At 56.5% G+C, this 20,811-nt stretch carries 12 protein-coding genes and 1 pseudogene; 9 read left to right on the top strand and 4 right to left on the bottom strand.

What is annotated here, in order from left to right; translation table 11 throughout:
* Positions 1–91: 91 nt before the first annotated feature.
* The 5 genes and pseudogenes from JTM80_RS05325 (at position 92) to JTM80_RS05345 (ending at position 8,117) form a co-directional block, all read left to right on the top strand.
* Entirely contained in the window at positions 92–5,383 is a 5,292-nt protein-coding gene (locus tag JTM80_RS05325) for a response regulator (RefSeq protein WP_205370734.1), read from the top strand.
* A gap of 144 nt (positions 5,384–5,527) precedes the next feature.
* Positions 5,528–6,028, top strand: a complete 501-nt coding sequence (locus JTM80_RS05330) for a helix-turn-helix domain-containing protein (protein ID WP_172354232.1) — start codon at positions 5,528–5,530, stop codon at positions 6,026–6,028.
* A gap of 20 nt (positions 6,029–6,048) precedes the next feature.
* A complete protein-coding gene (locus JTM80_RS05335; protein ID WP_205370735.1) occupies positions 6,049–6,222 on the top strand; it encodes a hypothetical protein in 174 nt (57 codons plus the stop codon).
* A gap of 74 nt (positions 6,223–6,296) precedes the next feature.
* A pseudogene (locus tag JTM80_RS05340) lies at positions 6,297–7,609 on the top strand (NF041680 family putative transposase).
* Between the two features lie 118 nt (positions 7,610–7,727).
* On the top strand, positions 7,728–8,117 hold the full coding sequence (locus tag JTM80_RS05345) for a transposase (RefSeq protein WP_172357732.1): 390 nt from the start codon (positions 7,728–7,730) through the stop codon (positions 8,115–8,117).
* Positions 8,118–8,248: 131 nt separating this feature from the next.
* Here JTM80_RS05345 and JTM80_RS05350 read toward each other — a convergent pair whose 3' ends face one another.
* Positions 8,249–8,680 (bottom strand): DUF4279 domain-containing protein, encoded by a 432-nt coding sequence (locus JTM80_RS05350; protein ID WP_172357730.1) that lies wholly within the window; start codon positions 8,678–8,680, stop codon positions 8,249–8,251.
* 408 nt (positions 8,681–9,088) lie between these two features.
* Complete coding sequence (gene trpD, locus JTM80_RS05355; protein WP_172357728.1) at positions 9,089–10,207, bottom strand: anthranilate phosphoribosyltransferase; 1,119 nt, start codon at positions 10,205–10,207, stop codon at positions 9,089–9,091.
* Positions 10,208–10,637: 430 nt separating this feature from the next.
* On the opposite strand from trpD, the gene JTM80_RS05360 reads away from it, so the two are divergent.
* Together JTM80_RS05360 and aspS are read left to right on the top strand one after the other, a co-directional pair.
* Positions 10,638–11,354, top strand: a complete 717-nt coding sequence (locus JTM80_RS05360; RefSeq protein WP_172357726.1) for an alpha/beta fold hydrolase — start codon at positions 10,638–10,640, stop codon at positions 11,352–11,354.
* Positions 11,355–11,941: 587 nt separating this feature from the next.
* The gene (gene aspS / locus JTM80_RS05365; protein ID WP_172357724.1) at positions 11,942–13,729 is read left to right on the top strand and encodes an aspartate--tRNA ligase; all 1,788 of its coding nucleotides are present in this window, start codon (positions 11,942–11,944) and stop codon (positions 13,727–13,729) included.
* 131 nt (positions 13,730–13,860) lie between these two features.
* Here the strand turns inward: aspS and JTM80_RS05370 are convergent, their stop codons facing one another.
* Positions 13,861–17,139, bottom strand: a complete 3,279-nt coding sequence (locus tag JTM80_RS05370) for an AAA family ATPase (protein ID WP_205370736.1) — start codon at positions 17,137–17,139, stop codon at positions 13,861–13,863.
* A gap of 625 nt (positions 17,140–17,764) precedes the next feature.
* On the opposite strand from JTM80_RS05370, the gene JTM80_RS05375 reads away from it, so the two are divergent.
* Positions 17,765–18,211 (top strand): Fur family transcriptional regulator, encoded by a 447-nt coding sequence (locus JTM80_RS05375; RefSeq protein WP_172357720.1) that lies wholly within the window; start codon positions 17,765–17,767, stop codon positions 18,209–18,211.
* A 161-nt stretch (positions 18,212–18,372) separates the two neighbouring features.
* On the opposite strand, the gene JTM80_RS05380 is transcribed toward JTM80_RS05375, so the two are convergent.
* On the bottom strand, positions 18,373–19,311 hold the full coding sequence (locus tag JTM80_RS05380; protein WP_172359019.1) for an aldo/keto reductase: 939 nt from the start codon (positions 19,309–19,311) through the stop codon (positions 18,373–18,375).
* A gap of 261 nt (positions 19,312–19,572) precedes the next feature.
* Here JTM80_RS05380 and JTM80_RS05385 point away from each other — a divergent pair, with 261 nt between their 5' ends.
* Positions 19,573–20,760, top strand: coding sequence for a glycosyltransferase family 4 protein (locus JTM80_RS05385; RefSeq protein ID WP_205370737.1), 1,188 nt, complete (start codon positions 19,573–19,575; stop codon positions 20,758–20,760).
* Positions 20,761–20,811 lie beyond the last annotated feature (51 nt).

Below are 20,811 nucleotides of genomic sequence, written 5' to 3' on the forward strand. Positions count from 1 at the left end.
TTAGATTTTGAGGGGATACGCCCTCTTGCATTTTGAACCGCTCACCCCATCTTCATTTCGCGCATTTCCCCCATTTAAAAGGAACACCGCTATGCTGTCGGAACAACAACAGCGCATCCTGGGCTACTTCATTGAAGAAGCAAAAGACCATCTGAACACCATCGAGCAGGGGTTGCTGAATCTGCAAGCCACCATCGAAGACTCGGAGATGGTCAGCGAGGTGTTTCGTGCAGCGCACTCGGTCAAGGGCGGCGCGGCAATGTTGGGGCTGGACAGCATTCAAAACACATCCCACCGCCTGGAAGACTACTTCAAGGTGCTGAAAGAGTGCCCGGTGCAGGTTGACCAAACTCTAGAAACTCTGCTGCTAGGCGTATTTGACGCGCTGCGAGAACTGTTGGATCACCTCCAGGGTCCCTTTGGGTTGACCGATGACAAATCTGCCGAGGTGATGGCTGGGGTGGAGCCAATCTTTGGGCAAATCAACGAACATTTGTCTCGTTTGGTGGCTCAGTCGGGTGGCACGCCGCCGGAGGATGTGGAGCTATCGGTTCCTGCTGCCAAGGCAATGCCTGCCCCTGCGCCACAGCCTGCGATCGCCGAGGAAAGCGCCCTGCTCCTGATGTTCCAGAGCGACGTGCCCGCTCGCCTGCGAGAAATGCTGCAACTCTTCAAGCAGGCAGACAGTGATGCTACTCGTCAACAGCTTCAGTCCCTCTGTCGCACGCTGAGCGGCTACGGCGATCCGTTTGACTTGCCTGCCTGGGCGGAGCTGCTCTCTCTGGCAGAAGGGGCGATCGCCCATCCCGACAACGAGTTTCGCACCCTTGCGCCCGTCATCATCAAAGACATCAAGCAGGCGCAGGAACAGGTGCTAGCGAGTCGCGCTGCCGACATCACGCCCAGCGAAGCCCTACTCCAACTCCAGCCCAGCGGCGACGACCTGCTGCTGGAACCTGCTGCCGACTGGCTATCGGTGCCGCCAACCACCGATGGTGGCGTGGATGCAGCCGAATTTGGCTTGCCCGATGCCGAAGTGCTAGATATACCCAACGCGCCTCTAGATCTCGATCCGCTGGACTTTGATGCGGCGTTTGGTGCGGCGGCGGATGAGCAGGCAGGATCGGGCGATCGCACGAACGATTTTGAACGGTCATTTGACACAGCCGATTTTGACTTGCCGGATACATCCGCTTCGGATGCACCAGACCTCTTCGCTTCACCGGATGACAGTGCCTTAGGCCTGGATGCGTTGGATGGGCCCAGCGGCTTAGAAGAACTAGATTTTGCCGCAGCCGATGATCCCACAGGGGACGAGCAAAACGGGCCAGAAGTCGGCATCGCAGAACTCAACAGCCTGGCTGACCTATTTGAAAACGAAGCCCCTGACCTAGGAATCATCTGGCAGGAAGAAATCTTGTCAGAAGTCGAGGTGGAGCTACCCGAACCGCTAGAGCCTGACCCCTCTAGCGACTTCTCGGACCTGCTGTTTGGGCAAGACACTGCTGGCGAACTGAGCGACTTAGAACTAGAGCTAGAGGGCGGGCTAGAATCCTACGGCGCTGGGGACGATTCCGGCAGCTTTAAAAGCGCGGCCGACGATTCAGACGACGATCTTTCTGCAATTCTGAATGCTGCGGCGAACAGCGTGGCTCAGATGGATGACTCCTCAGAATCTCTGTTTGGAGCGCAGCCAGAACCGCAATTTACCGATCCTGATGCCTCTGCAGTGACTGGAGAGGCATCTCTGGATGACCTGCTGGATGGCGACCTATTTGCTGAAGAGTCTCCAGTCCCAGACTTTTTTGGACTAGACGATTCGGATAATGGCTTGCTGGAAGAACTCACTAGCGGGCCAGAAGACAGCTTCTTGGACTTGTCTGAAGTATTAGAACCTGACCAGCATCTAGACGCATTAGACGACTTCTTTGCAGATTTGGGCAGCGATTTAGAGCCAGAAGCGCTAGCCGAAGTCAGCGAAGACGCTGAGGCTGGGAGGGATTCGGCAATCCTGTTTGAGCCGCCTACCGCGGATGTGGCTGAGGATGCATCCGATGCATCGGATGTATTAGATGCATCGGATGTATTGTCTGATGCATTGACGGAGAATCCGTCTGCTGCCGAAGATCCTTTGGCGATGGACGGTTCTGATCTGAGCGACCCTGAAATGGGACTCGACCTGAAGGATAATTTCCAGGAAGACGCTGCTTCTCAGCCAACGTCCTGGCTAGATGCGCTGGATTCTGAAGATGGGCTGGCGGCGCTGACTCCGGCTCCAGCGATGTGGGATGTGGAGGCCGATCAGGACATGACGGCTGATTTGTGGGGCGCTGAGCCATCAGCCCAAGCGATTTGGGACAGCCTGGATAATCTACCGGAAGAGGAAGCACCCTCTCCAGCAATCAACCCAACGGCTGACTCAGACGTGCTGGAGGTCGAAGATCTGGGGGGCTTTGACCTAAGTGATGCAGACGTAGAACTCCTAGAAGAGCCTACTGCTAGCGCTGATCTCGATGCGACTGAAGATGTTTCTTCACCAGAAGATGAGTTGGCCCTGATCGATCTGGGACTGGACGAAGCTCTGGGCACGGAGGCGCTGGATGGAGACGAACTGTTTTCAGGGGTAGATGCCGAAGCCGCTGGCAGTCTGGATGCCTTGCTGGAAGAGTCGCAACTAGAGGAGCCTCAGTTAGAAGTAGAAGATCTGCAAGAGTTACAGACAAGCGCAGAACTTGCAGCAGAACTTGCGATTGAAGAGTCGATCGACGACGGAGCCAGCGCTTCTGCTGAGGAGCTTCCAGTAGAAGAACTTTCAGTAGAGGGGCTTTCAGTAGAGGAATTTTCAGTAGAAGAACCCCTGATCTCCAGCAAGCCTTTGGAGGCGATCGCCCCCAATCCCGAAACTGCGGCAGCCGTAGCCGACTTTGGCGACCTGGATTTGCTGTTGGGCAATGCCGACGAAACCGTCACGCCAGATTTTGGGCTTGACCTCAGCAAAGCCAGCCTGTTTGAAAACGCATCAGACCCCAACAGCGATTTTGCCGACTTGGAAGACCTGCTGGCAGATTCTAGCATGGTTAACGAGGACAGCGTTGGGGATGAAGTAGATGCCTTTGCCGATCTGGATGCGCTACTAGAAGAAGAAATGGCAACAACTGCCTCTGAAACGCCTATTTCAGGGTTTGGCGTGGAAGAGGCGGACGACTTTGCGGATTTGGAAGCGCTGCTCGACGGAGATGTAACTTCTGTTCCGCCTACTGCTCCTCCAATTCCCAGCGAGGACGAGGCAGATGAGTTTGAGGACTTGGAACGGCTGCTAGAAAACGCCGATCAAACCCTGTCCGACATTCCCACGATGCGGGCAGTTCGGAATGCTGCTGCGGCTCGCCGGCCCGCAACGCGCCGCAACGCCCCCACCCTGACTGACCAAACCATGCGCGTGTCAGTCAAAAACCTGGACAACCTCAACAACCTGGTGGGTGAACTGGTCGTCAACCGCAACAGTCTGGAACAAGCTGAGGAACGGCTGCGGCAGTTCCTCGACAACCTGCTCTATCAAGTGCAGCAGTTGAGCGATGTGGGTCAGCGGATGCGCGACCTGTATGAGCGATCGCTCTTGGAAAGCTCTCTGCTCTCTGGACGCAAGACCTCTGCCTTTACAACTCCTGGCAGCGCACCCAGCAGCAGCCAGAGCAACCACGCAACGGGCGTGAGCTTCGACGCGCTGGAGATGGATCGGTTCACGGGCTTCCACACCCTCTCACAGGAGATGATCGAGCTAATCGTGCGGGTGCGAGAATCGGCCTCGGACATTGACTTTGTGGTGGACGAGACAGATCAGATCACCCGCAACTTCCGCCAGATCACCACGCAGCTTCAGGAGGGGCTGACCCGCACCCGAATGGTGCCCTTTGCCCAAACCGCCGATCGCCTGCCCCGTGCGGTTCGCGACATCTCTCTGCGCTGTGGCAAGCAGGCAGAACTGGTGTTGGAGGGACGCGAAACCCTGATCGACAAGATGATCTTGGAGCAGCTTTATGACCCGATGACGCACCTGGTCAACAACGCCATTACCCACGGCATCGAGTCGCCCCAGGAACGGGCCGCGATGGGCAAAGCACCGACCGGGCGAATTACGGTTCGCACTTTCCACCAGGGCAACCAGACGGTGATTTCGGTCAGCGACGATGGAGCTGGAATTGACCCGGAACTGGTGAAACAGAAGGCGATCGCCCGTGGGCTAATCACGCCTGCCGAAGCTAAGAATATGTCTCGGCTGGATGTGTATGATCTGCTATTCCACCACGGCTTCAGCACCCGCGACAAAGCCGACGATTTGGCGGGGCGCGGCGTGGGCATGGATGTGGTTCGCACCAGCCTCAACGAAATTCGGGGCGTGATCAACATCGACTCCTCTGTCGGGCGCGGCACGACCTTCACCATCCGTCTGCCGCTGACACTGAGTATCTCCAAGGCACTGTGCTGCATCAGCAACCGCGCCCGCATCGCCTTCCCAATGGACGGGGTGCAGGATATGCTGGATGTCCCGCGCGATCGCATCCAGATCAATAGCGAAGGTCAATCCTGTATCCCGTGGCGCGAACAACTGCTACCCTTCCAGCCGCTGTCGAACCTGCTGAAATACAATCGCAGCCTGGGTCGCGGCAGCGTCTATGGCGGCAACCAGGAAGACGATATTGTGTCGGTGGTGGTGCTGCGGAGCAACGCGGGCAGCTATCTGGCACTGCAAGTCGATCAGGTCTTGGGCGAACAGGAAATTGTCATCAAACAGCTCGAAGGGCCTGTGCCCAAACCGTTGGGCATTGCTGGGGCGACGGTGCTGGGCGACGGACGCATCATGCCCATTGCCGACGTGCTGGAACTCATCGACCTGTCGATGGGCCGCATCCGTCGCGAGGCCGGTAGCTCCCTGTGGGAAGTCAGCGAAGAGCCACCCGCTAATGCCGCCGATGCAAAGCAGGAACCCACGGTGCTCATCGTGGACGACTCCATTACCGTCCGCGAACTGCTGTCGATGACGTTTGCCAAGATTGGCTATCGGGTGGAGCAGGCTCGCGACGGGCAGGAAGCCTGGGAGAAGCTCCGGTCTGGCTTGCCCTGCGACTTGGTGTTCTGCGACATTGAGATGCCCCGCATGGACGGTCTGGAACTGCTGTCTCGAATGCAGAAAGACACGCACCTGACCCACATTCCTATTGCCATGCTGACATCTCGCGGAGCCGACCGCCACCGTCAAATGGCTATCCAGCTTGGAGCCAAGGGTTACTTTACCAAGCCCTATTTGGAGGAAATGCTGCTTGATGCGGCGCAGCGGATGCTTAAAGGCGAAGTGCTGGTGACAGCCAGCGGAGATAGTAACTAAAGACAGTAACTAAACAGCAACTAAGTAGCCAAGCTAGGCGCTTAAACGCTTAGTCAGTTTCTTGCGGCAGATTCAGACTTTGCTGATCTGATATCAAATCTCCAAAGATCTGCTACATGTAAGAAGACGTTAGAGCGAGCCGCCATGAGTGGAGTCCTCAAAATCGATATCGCTGAAACAGCAGAAGAACTAAAAGCCGTCTTGGAACAACAGCAACGGTCATCACAGCGCCGTAAAGTACAGGTGTTGTGGTGGTTAAAAACCGGACAAGCGAAGAGCGTTGAGCAGTTAGCCCAACTGAGCGGTTGCCATCGCACGACCGTGTCTCGTTGGCTGAGCCAGTATCGACAGAGTGGACTCGAAGCGTTGGTGAAGGTGGCATCTCGCAGTGGACGACCGCGAGCGATTAGCGGTGAAGTCCTGGCATCTTTGGAGCGGGAACTGCAAGATCCAGAAGGCTTTAGCAGTTATGGAGCAGTGCAGCAGTGGCTCGCAGCGGTGCATGGTCAACCCGTCCCCTACAAGACGGTGCATAAGACGGTGCGCTATCGGCTCAAAGCGAAGCTCAAAGTGCCCCGTCCGGTGTCAAAGAAGCAGACTCCTGGGGCGTGCGAGTCCGTTCAGCAAACCTTGCAGCCCAGATAAGCCAGTCGATTCCGCCAGCCTTGAGACAACGCTACGGGGGGCGAATCCGCTATTGGTGCAGCGATGAGAGCCGCGTCGGACTGCTGACGGTTCAACATCGCAAGTTGACGGGCTTTGGGGTGCAGCCGATTGGTTCAGTTCAATGGGACTTTGTGTATCGGTGGCTGTACGGTCTAGTCTTTAGTTTGGACTAATGGTGAAGAGGAAGGCAGTCAATGAGAAGCACCGACTGCCGTAAGGTCAATGAAGTACAACCAACATTGACCCCATGATTTTCAACGAACTTCAGCAATTTCGCCAAACGTTGTATGCCAGCTTGGGAAACGCCAGAGATGCCCTGTTTGATCTGATGGATGCCGTGTTAGTGAGTGCGTGCATCGTGTCGTTTGTGAGGCTATCGCAGAGTCCTGTCTTTCGTCGCCAGTGGTCGAGCCCCTATGAAGCGTTGCGCGATAGCCGCCTACCCCGCTCAAAGGTGCTGAAGCTGTTGGTGCAGCAGATACCGACTCAGCAGCAACCGTTGTTGGCAGGTGATGCGAGTCGGTGGAACCGTCCTGCTGCCAGGCGTTTGAAAGACCGCACCTTATCAGGCAGAACAGGACATGCCCCGATAGCCGGACAAAACTACAGTACCTTAGCCTGGATTGCTGAAGACAGGGGCAGTTGGGCATTACCATTGCGGCATGAGCGCATCACCAGCTTTGAAACACCCGCCAGTAAAGCGGCATTCCAACTCAAACAAGTGACTCGGCAGTTAGCGGTGCGTCCGTTGGCGATCTACGACCGAGGGTACGGCAATGCCAGTTTTGTCAACCAAACGGCAGGGATTGAGGCAGACTTGCTGCTGCGGGTTACATCCAATCGATGTGTCTATGGCGCGCCCCCAGCGTATCGAGGGCGAGGCGCACCTGCCAAGCATGGACATAAGATGAAACTCAATGACCCTGACACTTGGAGTGTCCCGGTCGAAACCGTTGAAGTCGATGATCCCAACTGGGGACGAGTGCGGGTCAGTCGTTGGAGTGCATACCATTTCCGCAAATCCCCAAACGGGCAATGGAAGTGTTGCGCGTGGAGGTGCTGGAGACACAGAGCAGCACGCGACGCTTGGCTCCTTTGTGGTTAGTTTGGCTGGGTGAGCAGATGCCTCCGTTAGAAACCCTGTGGTTGCACTACCTCCGTCGCTTTGCCATTGAACACTGGTATCGCTTTGCCAAGCAGAGGCTATATTGGACACATCCCCAGTTCAGTTCTGTATCGGCAACCGAACAGTGGAGCAGCCTGATGCCGTTGCTCAGTTGGCAGTTGTGGTTAGCGCGAAAGGACTGTACTGACCACCCCTTGCCCTGGCAGGCACCGCAAGAAACGTTGACTCCGGGTCGGGTCGCACAAGCGTTTGCAGGCATTTTGGCAGCGATTGGCACCCCTGCTCCTGCGCCTAAACCTCGTGGTAAATCGCCAGGACGAGGCAAGGGGCACAAGCCAACTCCTCGTCCCTGCTATCCGATGGTCAAAAAACGAGCCTCGAAACGCAAGACATCCGAACAATCCCTGAACAGTCCGGTTGCAACAGCAGCTTAACTGCGAGCAGGATTGTATCCAATTCCTTAAGTTCAACTGTTATGAACGGTTGAGCAGATTCTTTATGGCATCCTGTTGAGCATTATTGTGATGCCAGTTAGTCCAAACTAAAGGTCTAGTGGAACCGCTGAGCGGTGCATCGTGGATAGTCGAGTTTTCTCATCTCGACAGTTCCTGTTTTGAGGCGTTTTTGCACAGCTTTGCGGCTCAGTTCCCCGATGATTTACATCTGATTCAGGTGGATAATGCCGCAGCCCATACGGCTCAGACCCTGACGATACCGGACAATGTCATCTTGGTGTTTCAGCCGCCTTATTGCCCTGAGGTCAATCCCATTGAGCGGGTCTGGCGGGAACTCAAGCGGGAGCTAGCTTGGGTTCACTTTGATGATGTTTGCCAACTCCAGCACGCCATCAGCCAGTGGGTTTGTCGCCTTTCGGCGGAGTCGCTGCGATCGCTGACTCAGTGGGATTGGATTGTCGATGCTCTATGTGTAGTGGGTATTTAGAGAATTGATATTACGCACTTGCGATAAGCTTTTTGGGCTTTGAACGATTTCTCGCGGGCTGCGCCCGCGAGAAATCGTTCAACTGCGTAAGTCCTAATGTTGATAGATGTGTTGCCTAACCCGGTCTTTCCTCAGCGACCGCTGCGAACCAGCACTTCATAGCCACAGTCCAATTCCAGATCGGCAATTTTCTGCATCTGCTGGGGCGACATGACCGGGCCGCTGTGCCCATCTACCGATTCCCAAAAACAAAATAGATCTGTCCGTGCGCCCATCTTCTGTAGCTCTCTTAGCGCCTCAGACCGGGGTGCCAACTGCTGCAAAATCCAGTCGATGTGATGGCGCGAATCGTTGGAATCGACCGCATCTTTGGACGACAGAAACCAGCCGTTGAGCGAAGCAATGTGGGCCGGCTTGCCGGGGTGACGCAGTTTGCCCTGCCACTGGCACAGCGTCGGCTGAATGCCCAAACGTTCCGTGACTTCGGTAGGGTCTAGATCGCCGGGATAAATCCGTAGAATTGCGTAGGTTCGCTTACAGGGGGTAGGGGGAGCAGCATACATGGAGGAGGCTCAAAAAGGTCAAGGATGGGCTGAAGATCAACTGCATCGTAGATGTCCCTGAAGAGCGCCGGAGAACCGTTGCGGAAAAATGCAGGGGCTATATCTTTAATATTCTGCTAGATCTCTCCGTATTATTGCGGGGAAACGGGCGATCGCCATCAAATCGCAACAAAATAATTAAGAATCTGTAAAGAAGCGATCGCCCTTCCCGCCTGCGCTCATCGATTTGCCCCGATTCCTGCTCATAGCGGAGTTCCCAGCGCGATCGCGCTAGGGGTTCAGAAAAATGGAAAAACGAAGAACGAAGAACGAAAAACGAATGCAGAAGGTCTACAATCCAGAGCGCACTGGGGGTTATGCCAGAGGTATAGAGACGTGGCTCCAGACCGCGAAATCTCTGCCCTTTCACTACCCTTTCAAAAAGTCCACCAGTGCCTCGACCTTGGCCCAAGCGGCTCCGCTGCTGAGAATGTCCTTTGCTTGCACGATACCCAGTCGCAGCGTGTGATCGAGGTCGTCGGTTGCGTCAGCGATCGCATTGCCTACCTTCAGCGCCAAGGCTGCGTTTAGCGCCACCACATCCTGCTGTGCCGCAGTGCCTTTGCCCTGAAGCACGTTCCGCAAAATTTCTAGATTCTCCGCCACTTCGCCGCCGCGCAGGGCACTGGTGGGCGCAGATGTAAGGCCCAGCGCTTCGGGATTAACGGCGTGCGATCGCACGGTTCCACCCGACAGCACCGCCATGTCCGTCCAGTCTGCCAGCCCTGCCTCGTCTAGCTTTTCGCGCCCGTGCAGCACGATCGCCTCTTCCCGTCCAAGCTGCTGCAACGCCTGTGCCGCCGTTTCCACCAACTGCGGGCTGAACACACCCATCACCTGCCCCGTCGGCTGGAGCGGGTTTACCAGCGGCCCCAGCAGGTTGAACACGGTTCGTACCTTCAGCGTCTTGCGGATGGGCGCGACGGCCTTCATCGCCGGATGCCAGCCGGGGGCAAAGAGGAACGTAATGCCGACTTCCCGCAAGGCCGCCCGAATTCGCTCTGGCGGTGCGCCCAGGTTCACGCCCAGCCCTTCCAACACATCCGCCGACCCGACACGACTGGAGGCCGCCCGGTTGCCATGCTTAGCCACGGCCACCCCTGCCGCCGCCGCCACAAAGGCCACGCAGGTTGAGATATTAAACGTAGATGCACCATCGCCCCCGGTGCCGCAGGTGTCGATCAATGGCGCGGGCAAGCCTCCATCCACCGTCTTGCCGAGGGACTGCGCCTGAAGCACCCGCGCCATGCCGGCCAGTTCGCCTGCCGACACGCCCTTCGCCTGGATTGCCGCCAGAATCGCTCCGGACAGCGCGGGCGCAATCGACTCCGATAGCCAGCCCTCCATCAGGTCTGCGGCCTGGTCTGCATCGAGCGATCGCCCGTCGAGCAGTTGTTGCAGCAGGGGCGACCAGTCGCGGTCTGTGGCCAAGGGACTAGAGGAAGCATCGGTCGTGCTGGTTGAGGAGGGGGATGCAGCGTTGCTCATAAGTATCGTTCGGCGGTTGTCCTTGTGCAAACTAGATTACTTTACACCGTCATCCCAGGGGCGATCGCGGCTAATTTGTGGTGCAGCTTCGCAATACCGCAGCTTCGCGATGTAGACCCAATATAAGGAAGCTCAACCTTGAGAGAACAGTTTCCACATAGTGGCTTGTCTTACACTTATGGCACTTATGGCAAGTTCAAAATAACCAGTTCAAAATAACTAGTTCAGGACTTACGCACTTGCAATGAGTTTTCTGGGGTTTGGATGATTTCTCGCGGGCACCGCCCGCGAGAAATCATCCAACTGCGTAAGTCCTACAGTTCACAAAAGTAAAAATTCCTGGCGCTGTGATTCTGGCAAGACTTTGCTGGGTCTTATACGCTTCAAGATACGCTTCAAGATACATTGATATGCTTTGGGAGAAGCCTTTATGAGTGTATTTGTATTAGTTCACGGGGCCGGATCTGGCGCGTGGGTGTGGTACAAGGTAAAGCCGTTGCTGGAGCAGCACAGCCACACGGTGATTGCACCCGATCTGCCGGGACATGGCAAAGATAAAACGCCCCTTGCTGACGTGACGCTAGCCGCCTACGTGGAGCGAGTTTGCCAGATCCTGAACGAACAGCCAGAACCCGTGGTGCTGGGAGGGCACAGCATGGGCGGCGGGATTATTACTCAGGCAGCAGAATATTGTCCCGACCGGATTCGCACGCTGGTATATCTGGCGGGCTACTTGCCAGAGAATGGGCAGACTATGCTGGGTATTAGCCAGGAAGATACTGAAACGCTGCTTCTGGCAAATGCCGTCTTTTCAGAAGATCAGCTTGCGGTGTCGTTTCGTCCAGAGGCGCTGAAACAGGTCGGCTATGGCGATTGCTCCGACGAAGATATGGCGCTGGTTCAGGCGCTGCTAATTCCTCAGGCAGCGGCTCCCATGACCATACCGATATCCACCACGCCTGAACGGTTTGGGCAGGTGCCCCGTGTTTATATTGAATGTCTGCAAGACTATACGATCGGCCCGTCCACCCAGAAGCGGCTCTATACAGCGCTTCCCTGTAAAAAGGTGATCTCGATGGACACTAGCCACAATCCTTACCTGTCTGCCCCCCAGACGCTTGCTGAACACTTGCTTGCCCTGGCATAAGTTCGCGCTAACATACATTTGCAATAGCATACGTTTGCGCTGGAAGACACTGCCTCACCGCCATTGTGCATTGGTTGGGCGATCGCTCTGGAGATCGCTCTACTGTGCCTGCTTGTTTATCCCCTCAACCCTTCAACGAGTTGAGCAATTTCAGAAACAAATTAAGAGCTAATTTGTAAAGGAGCCTGAAAGCCTTGTTAATCAAGGATTTCCGAGAAACCGCTTTTCCTGGGCAAACATGACCTCAAAGCCACACATGCCAAGAGTTTCAGGCTTCTTAAGATTTGCTTCATAAATTAGCTCTAATGCCAATCCCGCGGCACTGGCTGACCATCTCTAGATGAAAAATCACCTAGACCCTGAAGAATAAAAGCGACAAGTTTCAACTTAGGCGAGGTTTAGAACCCGTACTGCCCTTATCCCTCCCGCGCAAGACTGGGCATGAGGGCATTTCAAAACCATCGTCAATAGCGGCCCGAATGCAGGATAATGAATAGGTTTTAGTTGGGGCATTCCGCACGATCTTTCCCGGTCTGCCCGACAATGCTGCAACCCTGATTCATCTATTCCTCTAAATCCTGACTTCCATGCGTACTCATTACTGCGGTCACCTGCGAGCAACTCACGTTGGAGACACTGTTACCCTTTGTGGCTGGGTGGATCGCAGACGAGATCATGGCGGCGTGATTTTTGTCGATTTGCGCGATCGCACGGGCATTGCCCAGATTGTCAGCGATCCAGAACGCACGCCCGAATCCTACAAATTAGCCGACAGCCTGCGAAACGAGTATGTGGTGAAGATCACGGGCCGCGTCACCCAGCGCCCGCCAGAATCGCTCAACCCCAAGCTGGCCACAGGCGAAGTCGAAATCTATGCCGACCAAATTGAAGTCCTCAGCGCGGTGCGAAAGCAGTTGCCCTTCCAGGTGTCTACTGCTGAGCAAGAACCCGTGCGCGAAGACCTGCGGTTGAAATATCGCTATCTGGATCTGCGGCGCGAGCGGATGAGCCGCAACCTGCAACTGCGCCATGAACTCATCAAAACCTTCCGCCGCTTTTTGGAAGACGAAGCCCACTTTATGGAAGTGGAAACACCCGTGCTGACCCGCTCTACCCCGGAGGGAGCGAGGGACTACCTCGTGCCTAGCCGCGTCAATCCGGGCGAGTTTTTTGCGCTGCCCCAGTCGCCGCAGTTGTTTAAGCAAATCCTGATGGTGGCAGGGTGCGATCGCTACTATCAAATCGCCCGCTGCTTTCGCGACGAAGACCTCCGCGCTGACCGCCAGCCCGAATTCACCCAACTGGACATGGAAATGAGCTTCATGACCCAGGACGAAATTCTGTCGCTGAACGAAGAAATGGTCTGCCAGGTGTTCAAAACCCTGAAGGGCATTGACCTGCCGCGCCCCTTCCCGCGCCTCACCTACGCCGAAGCAATGGGCCGCTACGGCAGCGACAAGCCCGACACCCGCTTTGGGCTAGAGCTAGTGGACGTGTCGGACGTGGTGCAGGATATGGGCTTCAAAGTCTTTGCCGATGCGGTGAGCAAGGGCGGCATTGTGAAAATCTTGCCGATTCCCGGTGGCAATGATGCGATTTCCAACGTCCGCATCAAGCCTGGTGGGGATTTGTTTAACGAAGCGACGACAATGGGCGCGAAGGGCTTAGCCTTTATCCGCGTTGGTGAAGATGGCGAAATTACAACGATCGGCGCGATCAAAGACAACCTCACCGACGAGAAAAAAACGGAAATTCTCCAGCGGACAAACGCGAAACCTGGACACCTGCTGCTGTTTGGCGCAGGCGACACCGATACCGTAAACAAAACGCTCGATCGCCTGCGGCAAGTAGTGGGCAAAGAACTGGGGCTGATTGACCCGGACAGGATTAATCTGCTGTGGGTCGTGGATTTTCCGATGTTTGAGTGGAACGCCGAGGAAAAGCGCCTCGAACCGCTGCACCATCCCTTCACTGCGCCCCACCCTGAGGATCTGGACGATCTGAAAACCGCCCGCGCTCAGGCCTATGACCTGGTTTACAACGGCTTTGAGGTGGCCGGCGGCAGCCTGCGGATTTATCAGCCCGATGTGCAGCAGCAGGTGTTTGAGCTGATCGGCATTGGGCCCGACGAAGCCCGCGAAAAGTTTGGCTTTTTGCTAGAAGCCTTTGAATACGGCACGCCGCCGCACGGGGGCATCGCCTACGGGATTGACCGCTGGGCCATGCTGCTGTCGGGCGAAGAGTCGATCCGCGATGCGATGGCCTTCCCCAAAACCCAGCAGGCCCGCTGCCTGATGACCAATGCGCCTTCGCCCGTGGACGACAAGCAGCTCAAGGAACTGTCGATTGCGAGTACCCACAAGCCCAAAAGTTAGAACTTTGGGCGCATCTGGCTGGATTGTTGCACCTAAGCTGCATCTAAGTTGCATCTAAGTTGCACCTAAAACGCTGCACCAAAAGTTGCACCTAAAACGCACTTAAAACACTTCCCTTAAAACACTTCCACCTAAAACGCCAGACTCAGAGCCGATCCCTGGTCTGTCTTTGTTACCTCGATGTGGGTTTGGAAGGCTTCCTTGAACCGGGGCATGTGGGTGACGGTGAGGATGCAGGCAAAATCGGGGGCGATCGCCTGAATCGCGGCAATCAGGCGATCGCAGCCTGCGTCGTCCTGCGTGCCAAAGCCTTCATCCACAATCAGCATTTGCATCGCCGTGCCCGACCGCTGCGACAACAGCCGCGCCAGCGCCAGCCGGATCGAGAAATTCACCCGGAAGGCTTCGCCGCCGGAATAGGTTTCGTAGGGGCGCGTGCCGTTGGCATCGGCAATCAGGATATCCAGCGTGTCGATCAGGCCTTGGGGACTGCTGGATTTCCCCTTCCGGCGGGCCCGCTGCGTCACAAACCGAATATGCAGTTGATGATTGCTCAGCCGTCCTAGAATCTGGTTTGCCTCTGCCTCTAGCTGCGGCAGCACATTTTCGATCATCAGCGCCTGAATGCCGTTTTTTCCAAAGGCTTGGGCTAGCTCGTGATAGACCTGGCGCTGGCGCTGGAGGTTGCGCTGCTGAATCAGCAAATCTGCCTGCTGCTGCTCTAGGGCTGCAAGTTGCTGAATCTGCTGTTCCAGCCGTCCCAAATTGGCCAGCCCCGCATCAAGCTGGGTGCGCCGCTGCTGGATCTGCTGTTCTAGGGTGGCGATCGCCCTTGCGGGGTCGGGCGTGGCCTCGATTTGCTGCACCAGCGCCCGGATGTCTGCGGAGAGCGTGTCTAACAAGTGCGATCGCTCTGTCAGCCGCGCCGCCAGATCCTTCACCTGCTGCTGCACCTGGGGATATTGCTGCTGCGCCTGCTGAAGCTCCTGATGGCGCAACTGCCACACCTGCGCCAGCCGCAGCGCGTTTCGCAACGTGGTGTGGCGCTTCAGGTTATAGGCGATCGCCTCGATTTGCTGCTCCAAGTCGCGAATCTGCCGCTGCAACACCGACTGGTTCAGCAATTCCGCCCGCTGCTGTTCTACGGTTGCCAGTTGCGCCTCCAACTCTGGCTGATGAGCGAGTAGCTGCTGGAGTCGCTTTTGCGCCTGCTTTAGCTCCGCGTGTTTGATCTCTGCCCAGCGCCAGCGATCGACCTCGCCCCGCGCCAGGGCATGGTCGCGATCATCATATTGAAGCTGCGCCAGGGTTTCATCCAGCAGGCGCAGCTCTTCGTGCAGGTCAGGAGCATAGTCGCCCGTTTGCAGCGATCGCCCCAGATCCGCCTCCTCCTGCGCCAACTGTTGCAGCCGCGCCTCAACAGCCGCCCTGTCCTGCACCTGCTGCTGAAGCTGGCCTTGCAGTTGCAAAACATCGCTATAGTCCGCCAGTTCCTTTTCTAGATCACGATATTCCTGACGCAACACCTGAATTTCGCGCTCCGAAACGGCAAGCTGTTCTCGAATCACCCAAAGCTGGTCATAAAGCTCCTGCTTTTCGGCGTGATGCCGCTCCATCACCACCGCCCAGTGATGCTCATCCAGCGGGCGATCGCACAGGGGACATGGCGGAAAACAGCCCTGGGAACTTGGCTGCTCCTGGCTATGAACCACTAACGCTGCATCCGGCAGCGCCTTGAGCGTCGTTCGCTTTGGCTTTCCGCGACGTTTTCGGATTCCCGCCGAATCAGAACGCTCCGACTCCAGGGGGACAGAAGAGAGTTCTGAAGATCGTTCAGAGGCTCGTTCAGAGGCTCGTTCAGAGGCTCGTTCCGCAGAAGTCCGCTGCGGCTCTAGAGAAGAGCCAGGCTGGGCGATCGCACCAGGCATCTGCTGCTGAAGCAACGCCATTTTATTGTCCAGCCCCGCCACCTGCGCCTCTAGTTCGCGCTGACGTTCCTGGAGCCGTTCCATAAAGGTACGCCGCTCCATGCCTTTCTCGCGCAATTCCTGCTGATAGCGACGGCGATTTTCCAAATACGCGCTCCGTTCCATGATCGCGGTTAGCGCCTGACAAGCCTGAGCCTGCTGACCCTGCTGCTGAAGAAGCTGTTGCCGTGTCGTTTGATATTCTTCTAAACGGGCCTGGAGCCGTGCCTGGGCGCGATCCAATGTGGCACGAATCTGCTGCTGGCGCTGCATCAGGGGGGCAGCCTGGGACTGAAGCTGGTCTAGCTGCGCCAGCCGCTTTCGCGCCATTCGTAAGTTTTCTAGAGCAGTGTCGAGGTCAGGCGCTTTTGCCAGAGTGTGCTGCAACTCCTGGATCTGCTGCTGGAGGGTGTCGCGCTGAGCCTGGAGGCGCAAGTGCTGATCTTGCAATGCGGCAAGCTGGGTATTCAGTTGCTGCTGGAGTTGGTCGCGCTGGGCGATCGCCGCTTGGTGAGCATGAAACTTGGCGGACTGGATCTCTTCCTCGGTTTGCAGGCTGTGAAACTCGGTATAGCCTGCGGTAATTTCGTCTGCCTTGGAGAGGGTCGCTTCGAGCGATCGCAACTGCTGCTGCGCCGCTGCCAAGTCTTGTTGGAGCCGCTGGCCGTCTTGCCGCAACCGCTGCTCTTGCTGCTGATGCAGGTGCAACTGCTGAGTCCAAGTGCGGCGCTGCTGTTGCACAGCTTGCAGTTGGTGTAGTGCATCGGTGTCGCTGGCTTGATCTCGCTGCCAAGTGTCGATAGTCGCCCTCAGCGCTTCGCACTCTGCCGATAGAGACGCGCCCGCCTCTAGCTGCTGTGCCAGGGTTTCTAGCGATCGCTCCAGCACGTCTAGCTCTGCTTTGGCCAGGCGCGATCGCTCTCGGGCCGTTTCCGCCGCCTCGTCATACTGATCCAGCTTCAGCAAGTCGGCAAGAATCTGCTTGCGCTCGCCTGGCCGTTTGAGCATGAACTCGTCTGCTCGCCCCTGTCGCAAATAGGCCGAGTTGACAAAGGTTTCATAATCCAGCCGCAGGTGTTGCAAAATCAACTGCTGCGTTGCCCGCATTCCCCGCTCCGTCAGCGGCCGGAACCCCGTCGGCGTTTCGATCTGAAGCTCCAGGCTGCTGGTCTGCCCGCGCACCCGCGTCCGCAGCACGCGATAGGTCTGCTGGCGACAGCTAAAGGTAAACTCCACCTGGGCTTCGGTTTCGCCCTGGTGAATTACGTCGTCTTCATGAGTTGCGCGGCTTTCGCCCCAGATTGCCCAGGCGATCGCCTCCAGCAGCGACGACTTGCCCGCTCCATTTTGCCCACACACGCACGCTACATGCAGCCCTCGAAAGTCGAGCGCCGCCTGCCGATAGCTGAGGAAATTCTTGAGTTTTAATTGCAGCGGAATCATGAACCCACGCCCAGCCCTGATCCCAGTGTAGCAGTACGGGCGATCGCAAGTACAGATGCTCAAAAATCACAGGTTCGGCAAGCCCCAGCTTAGCCCGACCAAAATCCGAAATCGCCAGTCCCAAATCGGATGTTGGCGGCCCCAGTCCTGCAATCCTGGCAGAAGCAGCATTGAGGAAACTCTGACTTGGGATAGTCGCGGCGATCGCCCTTTTCCCTCGAAATTCTGCCCCTATGGACAGTCTTGACAGTTTTAAGTTAAAGTTGTAGTGAGTTTGCATAAGAGGTGGGAGCCTGCTGAAAGCCTCACTGCCCAGACGTTCCTTGCTCAGCAAGTCAGCCCAGGTTAATGAGAATCGCAGGGCGGCTGCCCTCATAGGGTACGTTCCCCAGTAGATTTACCAGTAGATTTACCAGTAAATTTATCAGCCAGTTCTCCGCTCAGGTTCCTGATCAGCCTCCCAGTATGAGATGTATCAACAGCGACTCGAACCTCTGGACTAGAATTAAATAAAGCCGGATCAAAAAAGCCAGATCAAATCATCTCAAATTATCCATTCATCATCCGTTAACGCCATCTAACGCCATCTTGATAACCCGCTGGTTAAAGCTGCCACGTCGAGACTATGAATCCTGAAACTGCTGATCGCAAGCCCATTCGCTCGCTAGAAGACGCTCTCAATCGCTGTCAGCTTTTGGGAATGCGCCTCAGCAAGCAGCGCCGCTTCATTTTGGAGTTGCTCTGGCAGCAGCAGGAACACCTCTCGGCCCGCGAGATTTATGATCGCCTCAACCAGCAGGGCAAAGACATTGGCCACACTTCTGTTTATCAAAACCTGGAGGCGCTGTCTGAGCAGGGTATTATCGAATGCGTCGAGCGCTCCGACGGACGGCTCTACGGCAACATCAGCGATCCCCATAGCCACGTCAACTGCCTGGATACCAACCAAATCTTGGATGTCCATATCGAGCTACCCGCTGAGCTGATCGAACAAATTGAGCAGCAAACGGGCGTGAAGATCACAGGCTATTCCATCGACTTTTTTGGCTACAAGCAGCCCCAAGAGTCTTGAGTGTCGGGGTGTTGGGGTGGTGAGGCGAGAAGCGGAGAAAGAAAAAACGAAAAATGAAGACAGAAGAACGAAAAACGAAGAGAGAAAAACGGTATCTCTTCGTTCTTCGTTCTTCTGTCTTCATTGTTCTCTCTTCTCTCTTTCCTCCCTCCACCGCTCCGTTACTGCCAAGCCTGGGCGATCGCCCCTTTTTCTTCCTCACTCAGCATCCAGCCCAGCGCTCCGGCATTTTGGGCGGCTTGGCTGGCGTTCTTTGCACCCGGAATCGGCACCACATTGCCCTGAGCAATTAGCCAGTTGAGCGCCACCTGCGCCGGAGTGCGGTCATATTTCTGCCCAATCTCTTTGAGCAAGCCCACCTTTGGCGCGAGTTTTTCCAGACCCTCCCGGCTAAAACGCGGGTCGAGCCTGCGGGCCCCCTGGGGTGGCGTGTCGGTTTCGGGTGTGTATTTACCCGTCAGCAACCCCTGCGCCAGCGGACTGTAGGCCAGAATCGTCACGCCGAGTCGCCGAGCCGCATCCATCACACCGTTGCGCTCGATCTGCCGCGCTAGCAGGGAATATTGCACCTGGTTCACCGCTAGGGGCACGCCGCGCTGCGCCAGCAGGTCATACGCCCGCTGCATCTGCTCAGCGGAGTAGTTGCTCACGCCGACAGACTTGATGCGACCCTGCTGCACCTCATCAGCCAGGGCATTCATCAGCGTTGGCTGTCCCATCAAAAAGTCGAAGGGCCAGTGAACCTGATACAAGTCCACCGTGGGCACTTGGAGCCGCTTGAGGCTGGCAGTTAGAGCATCGGCTACTGCACTTCCCCAAATCCGCCAGGGCAGGGGAAAGTATTTTGTCGCTAAAACCACGGGCTGCTGGAGTTCCTTTGCAAAGCGCCCAATCAGCCGCTCGGATTCGCCAAACCCGTAAATTTCCGCCGTATCGAAGAAGTTCACACCAGCCTCGATCGCAGCTTTAAAGGCATCGCGCAATGCGGCTTCGTCGTAGTCGCCGCCATATCCCCAATAGAGCTTGTCTCCCCAGGCCCAGGTGCCAATACCAAGGGCAGGAACCGTGGGGCCGCTGGGGCCGAGGGTGAGGGTTTGCATTGCATCAGTCATGGGTTCAGGTCGTTTTAGGCTGGTTGCAGGCGTGGACTGGAGGCAAGATTCGGGGGCAAGATTCGGGGGCAAGATTCGGGGGAATTCTGCCAGCCCGTTATCTTGAGTGTATCGTTACATTTCGCAACTTCGGGGCAGTGGGATTTGAATAGAGTCGAGCATTTGTAAATGGACTTAACGTTTGAACTATTGAGCGGGGTTAAGCTGTGTAAAATTGGTGGAACTTAGGCGATGTGAATGGATGGGGCAATGAAGATCCTGGTTCTGGCATGGGAGTTTCCGCCGCGCATCGTGGGAGGAATCGCTCGCCATGTCTCGGAACTGTTTCCCGAAATTGTGAAGCTGGGGCATGAGGTTCACCTGCTGACGGTGGAGTTTGGGCAAGCGCCCCACTATGAGGTAGTGGAAGGGGTGCGGGTTCATCGCGTCCCGGTGACGGGTGGACACGACTTTTTTCATTGGGTGGTGAACATGAACGAGAGCATGGGCCGCCACGGCGGGAAACTGCTCTCAGAAGATGGCCCCTTCGACCTGATCCACGCCCACGACTGGCTGGTGGGCGATGCGGCGATCGCCCTCAAACACGCCTTCCGCATTCCCCTGATCGCCACCATCCACGCCACCGAAGCCGGTCGCCACAACGGGCTGCACAACCCCACTCACCACTACATCGCAGGCAAGGAAAAGCTGCTGGCCCACGAGGCCTGGCGGCTGATTGTCTGTACGCAATATATGCAGCGGGAAGTGGAGCGTGTGCTGCATTGCCCCTGGGACAAAACCGATGTCGTGTTCAACGGCATTCGCCCAGAGAAAAAGCCCGCCCGTGATGAGTTTGACTGGCAAACCTTTCGCCGCCGCTATGCCACCGATGACGAACGCATCGTCTACTACGTCGGGCGCATGACCCACGAAAAGGGGGTTCACAATCTGCTCAGTGCTGCACCCAAGGTGATTTGGGAGATGGGCGGCAATGCCAAGATTATCCTCATCGGCACGGGCTATACCGACCATCTGAAGCGGCAGGCGTGGGATTTGGGCATCTGGCACAAGTGCTATTTCACTGGGTTTATGTCCGATGCCGACCTAAACCAGTTTCAGGCGATCGCCGACTGTGCCGTATTTCCCAGCCTCTACGAACCCTTCGGCATTGTGGTGCTGGAAAGCTTCGCCGCCCGCGTGCCCGTCGTGGTGTCCGACACGGGCGGTTTGCCGGAAGTGGTGCAGCACCGCAAAACGGGCATCGTCACCCAGACCAACAACCCTGATTCCCTTGCCTGGGGCATTTTGGAAGTGTTGCGCCATCCCGAAGAATCCAAAGTGCTGGTGGAAAATGCCTACATCGACCTAGTGCAGCGCTTTCGCTGGGAAGACCTGGCCGCCCAAACCGAAGCCATCTATCGCCGCGTCGTCCGCGAACGCAAGACGGTGCATTGGTAGGCGTTAGCACCTGCTGGCTGTCGGGAAACTTAGGGTTCAGGGGGTTAGGGT

This window comes from Thermoleptolyngbya sp. PKUAC-SCTB121 (genome assembly GCF_016919485.1).
GTDB classification, from domain to species: domain Bacteria; phylum Cyanobacteriota; class Cyanobacteriia; order Elainellales; family Elainellaceae; genus Thermoleptolyngbya; species Thermoleptolyngbya sichuanensis.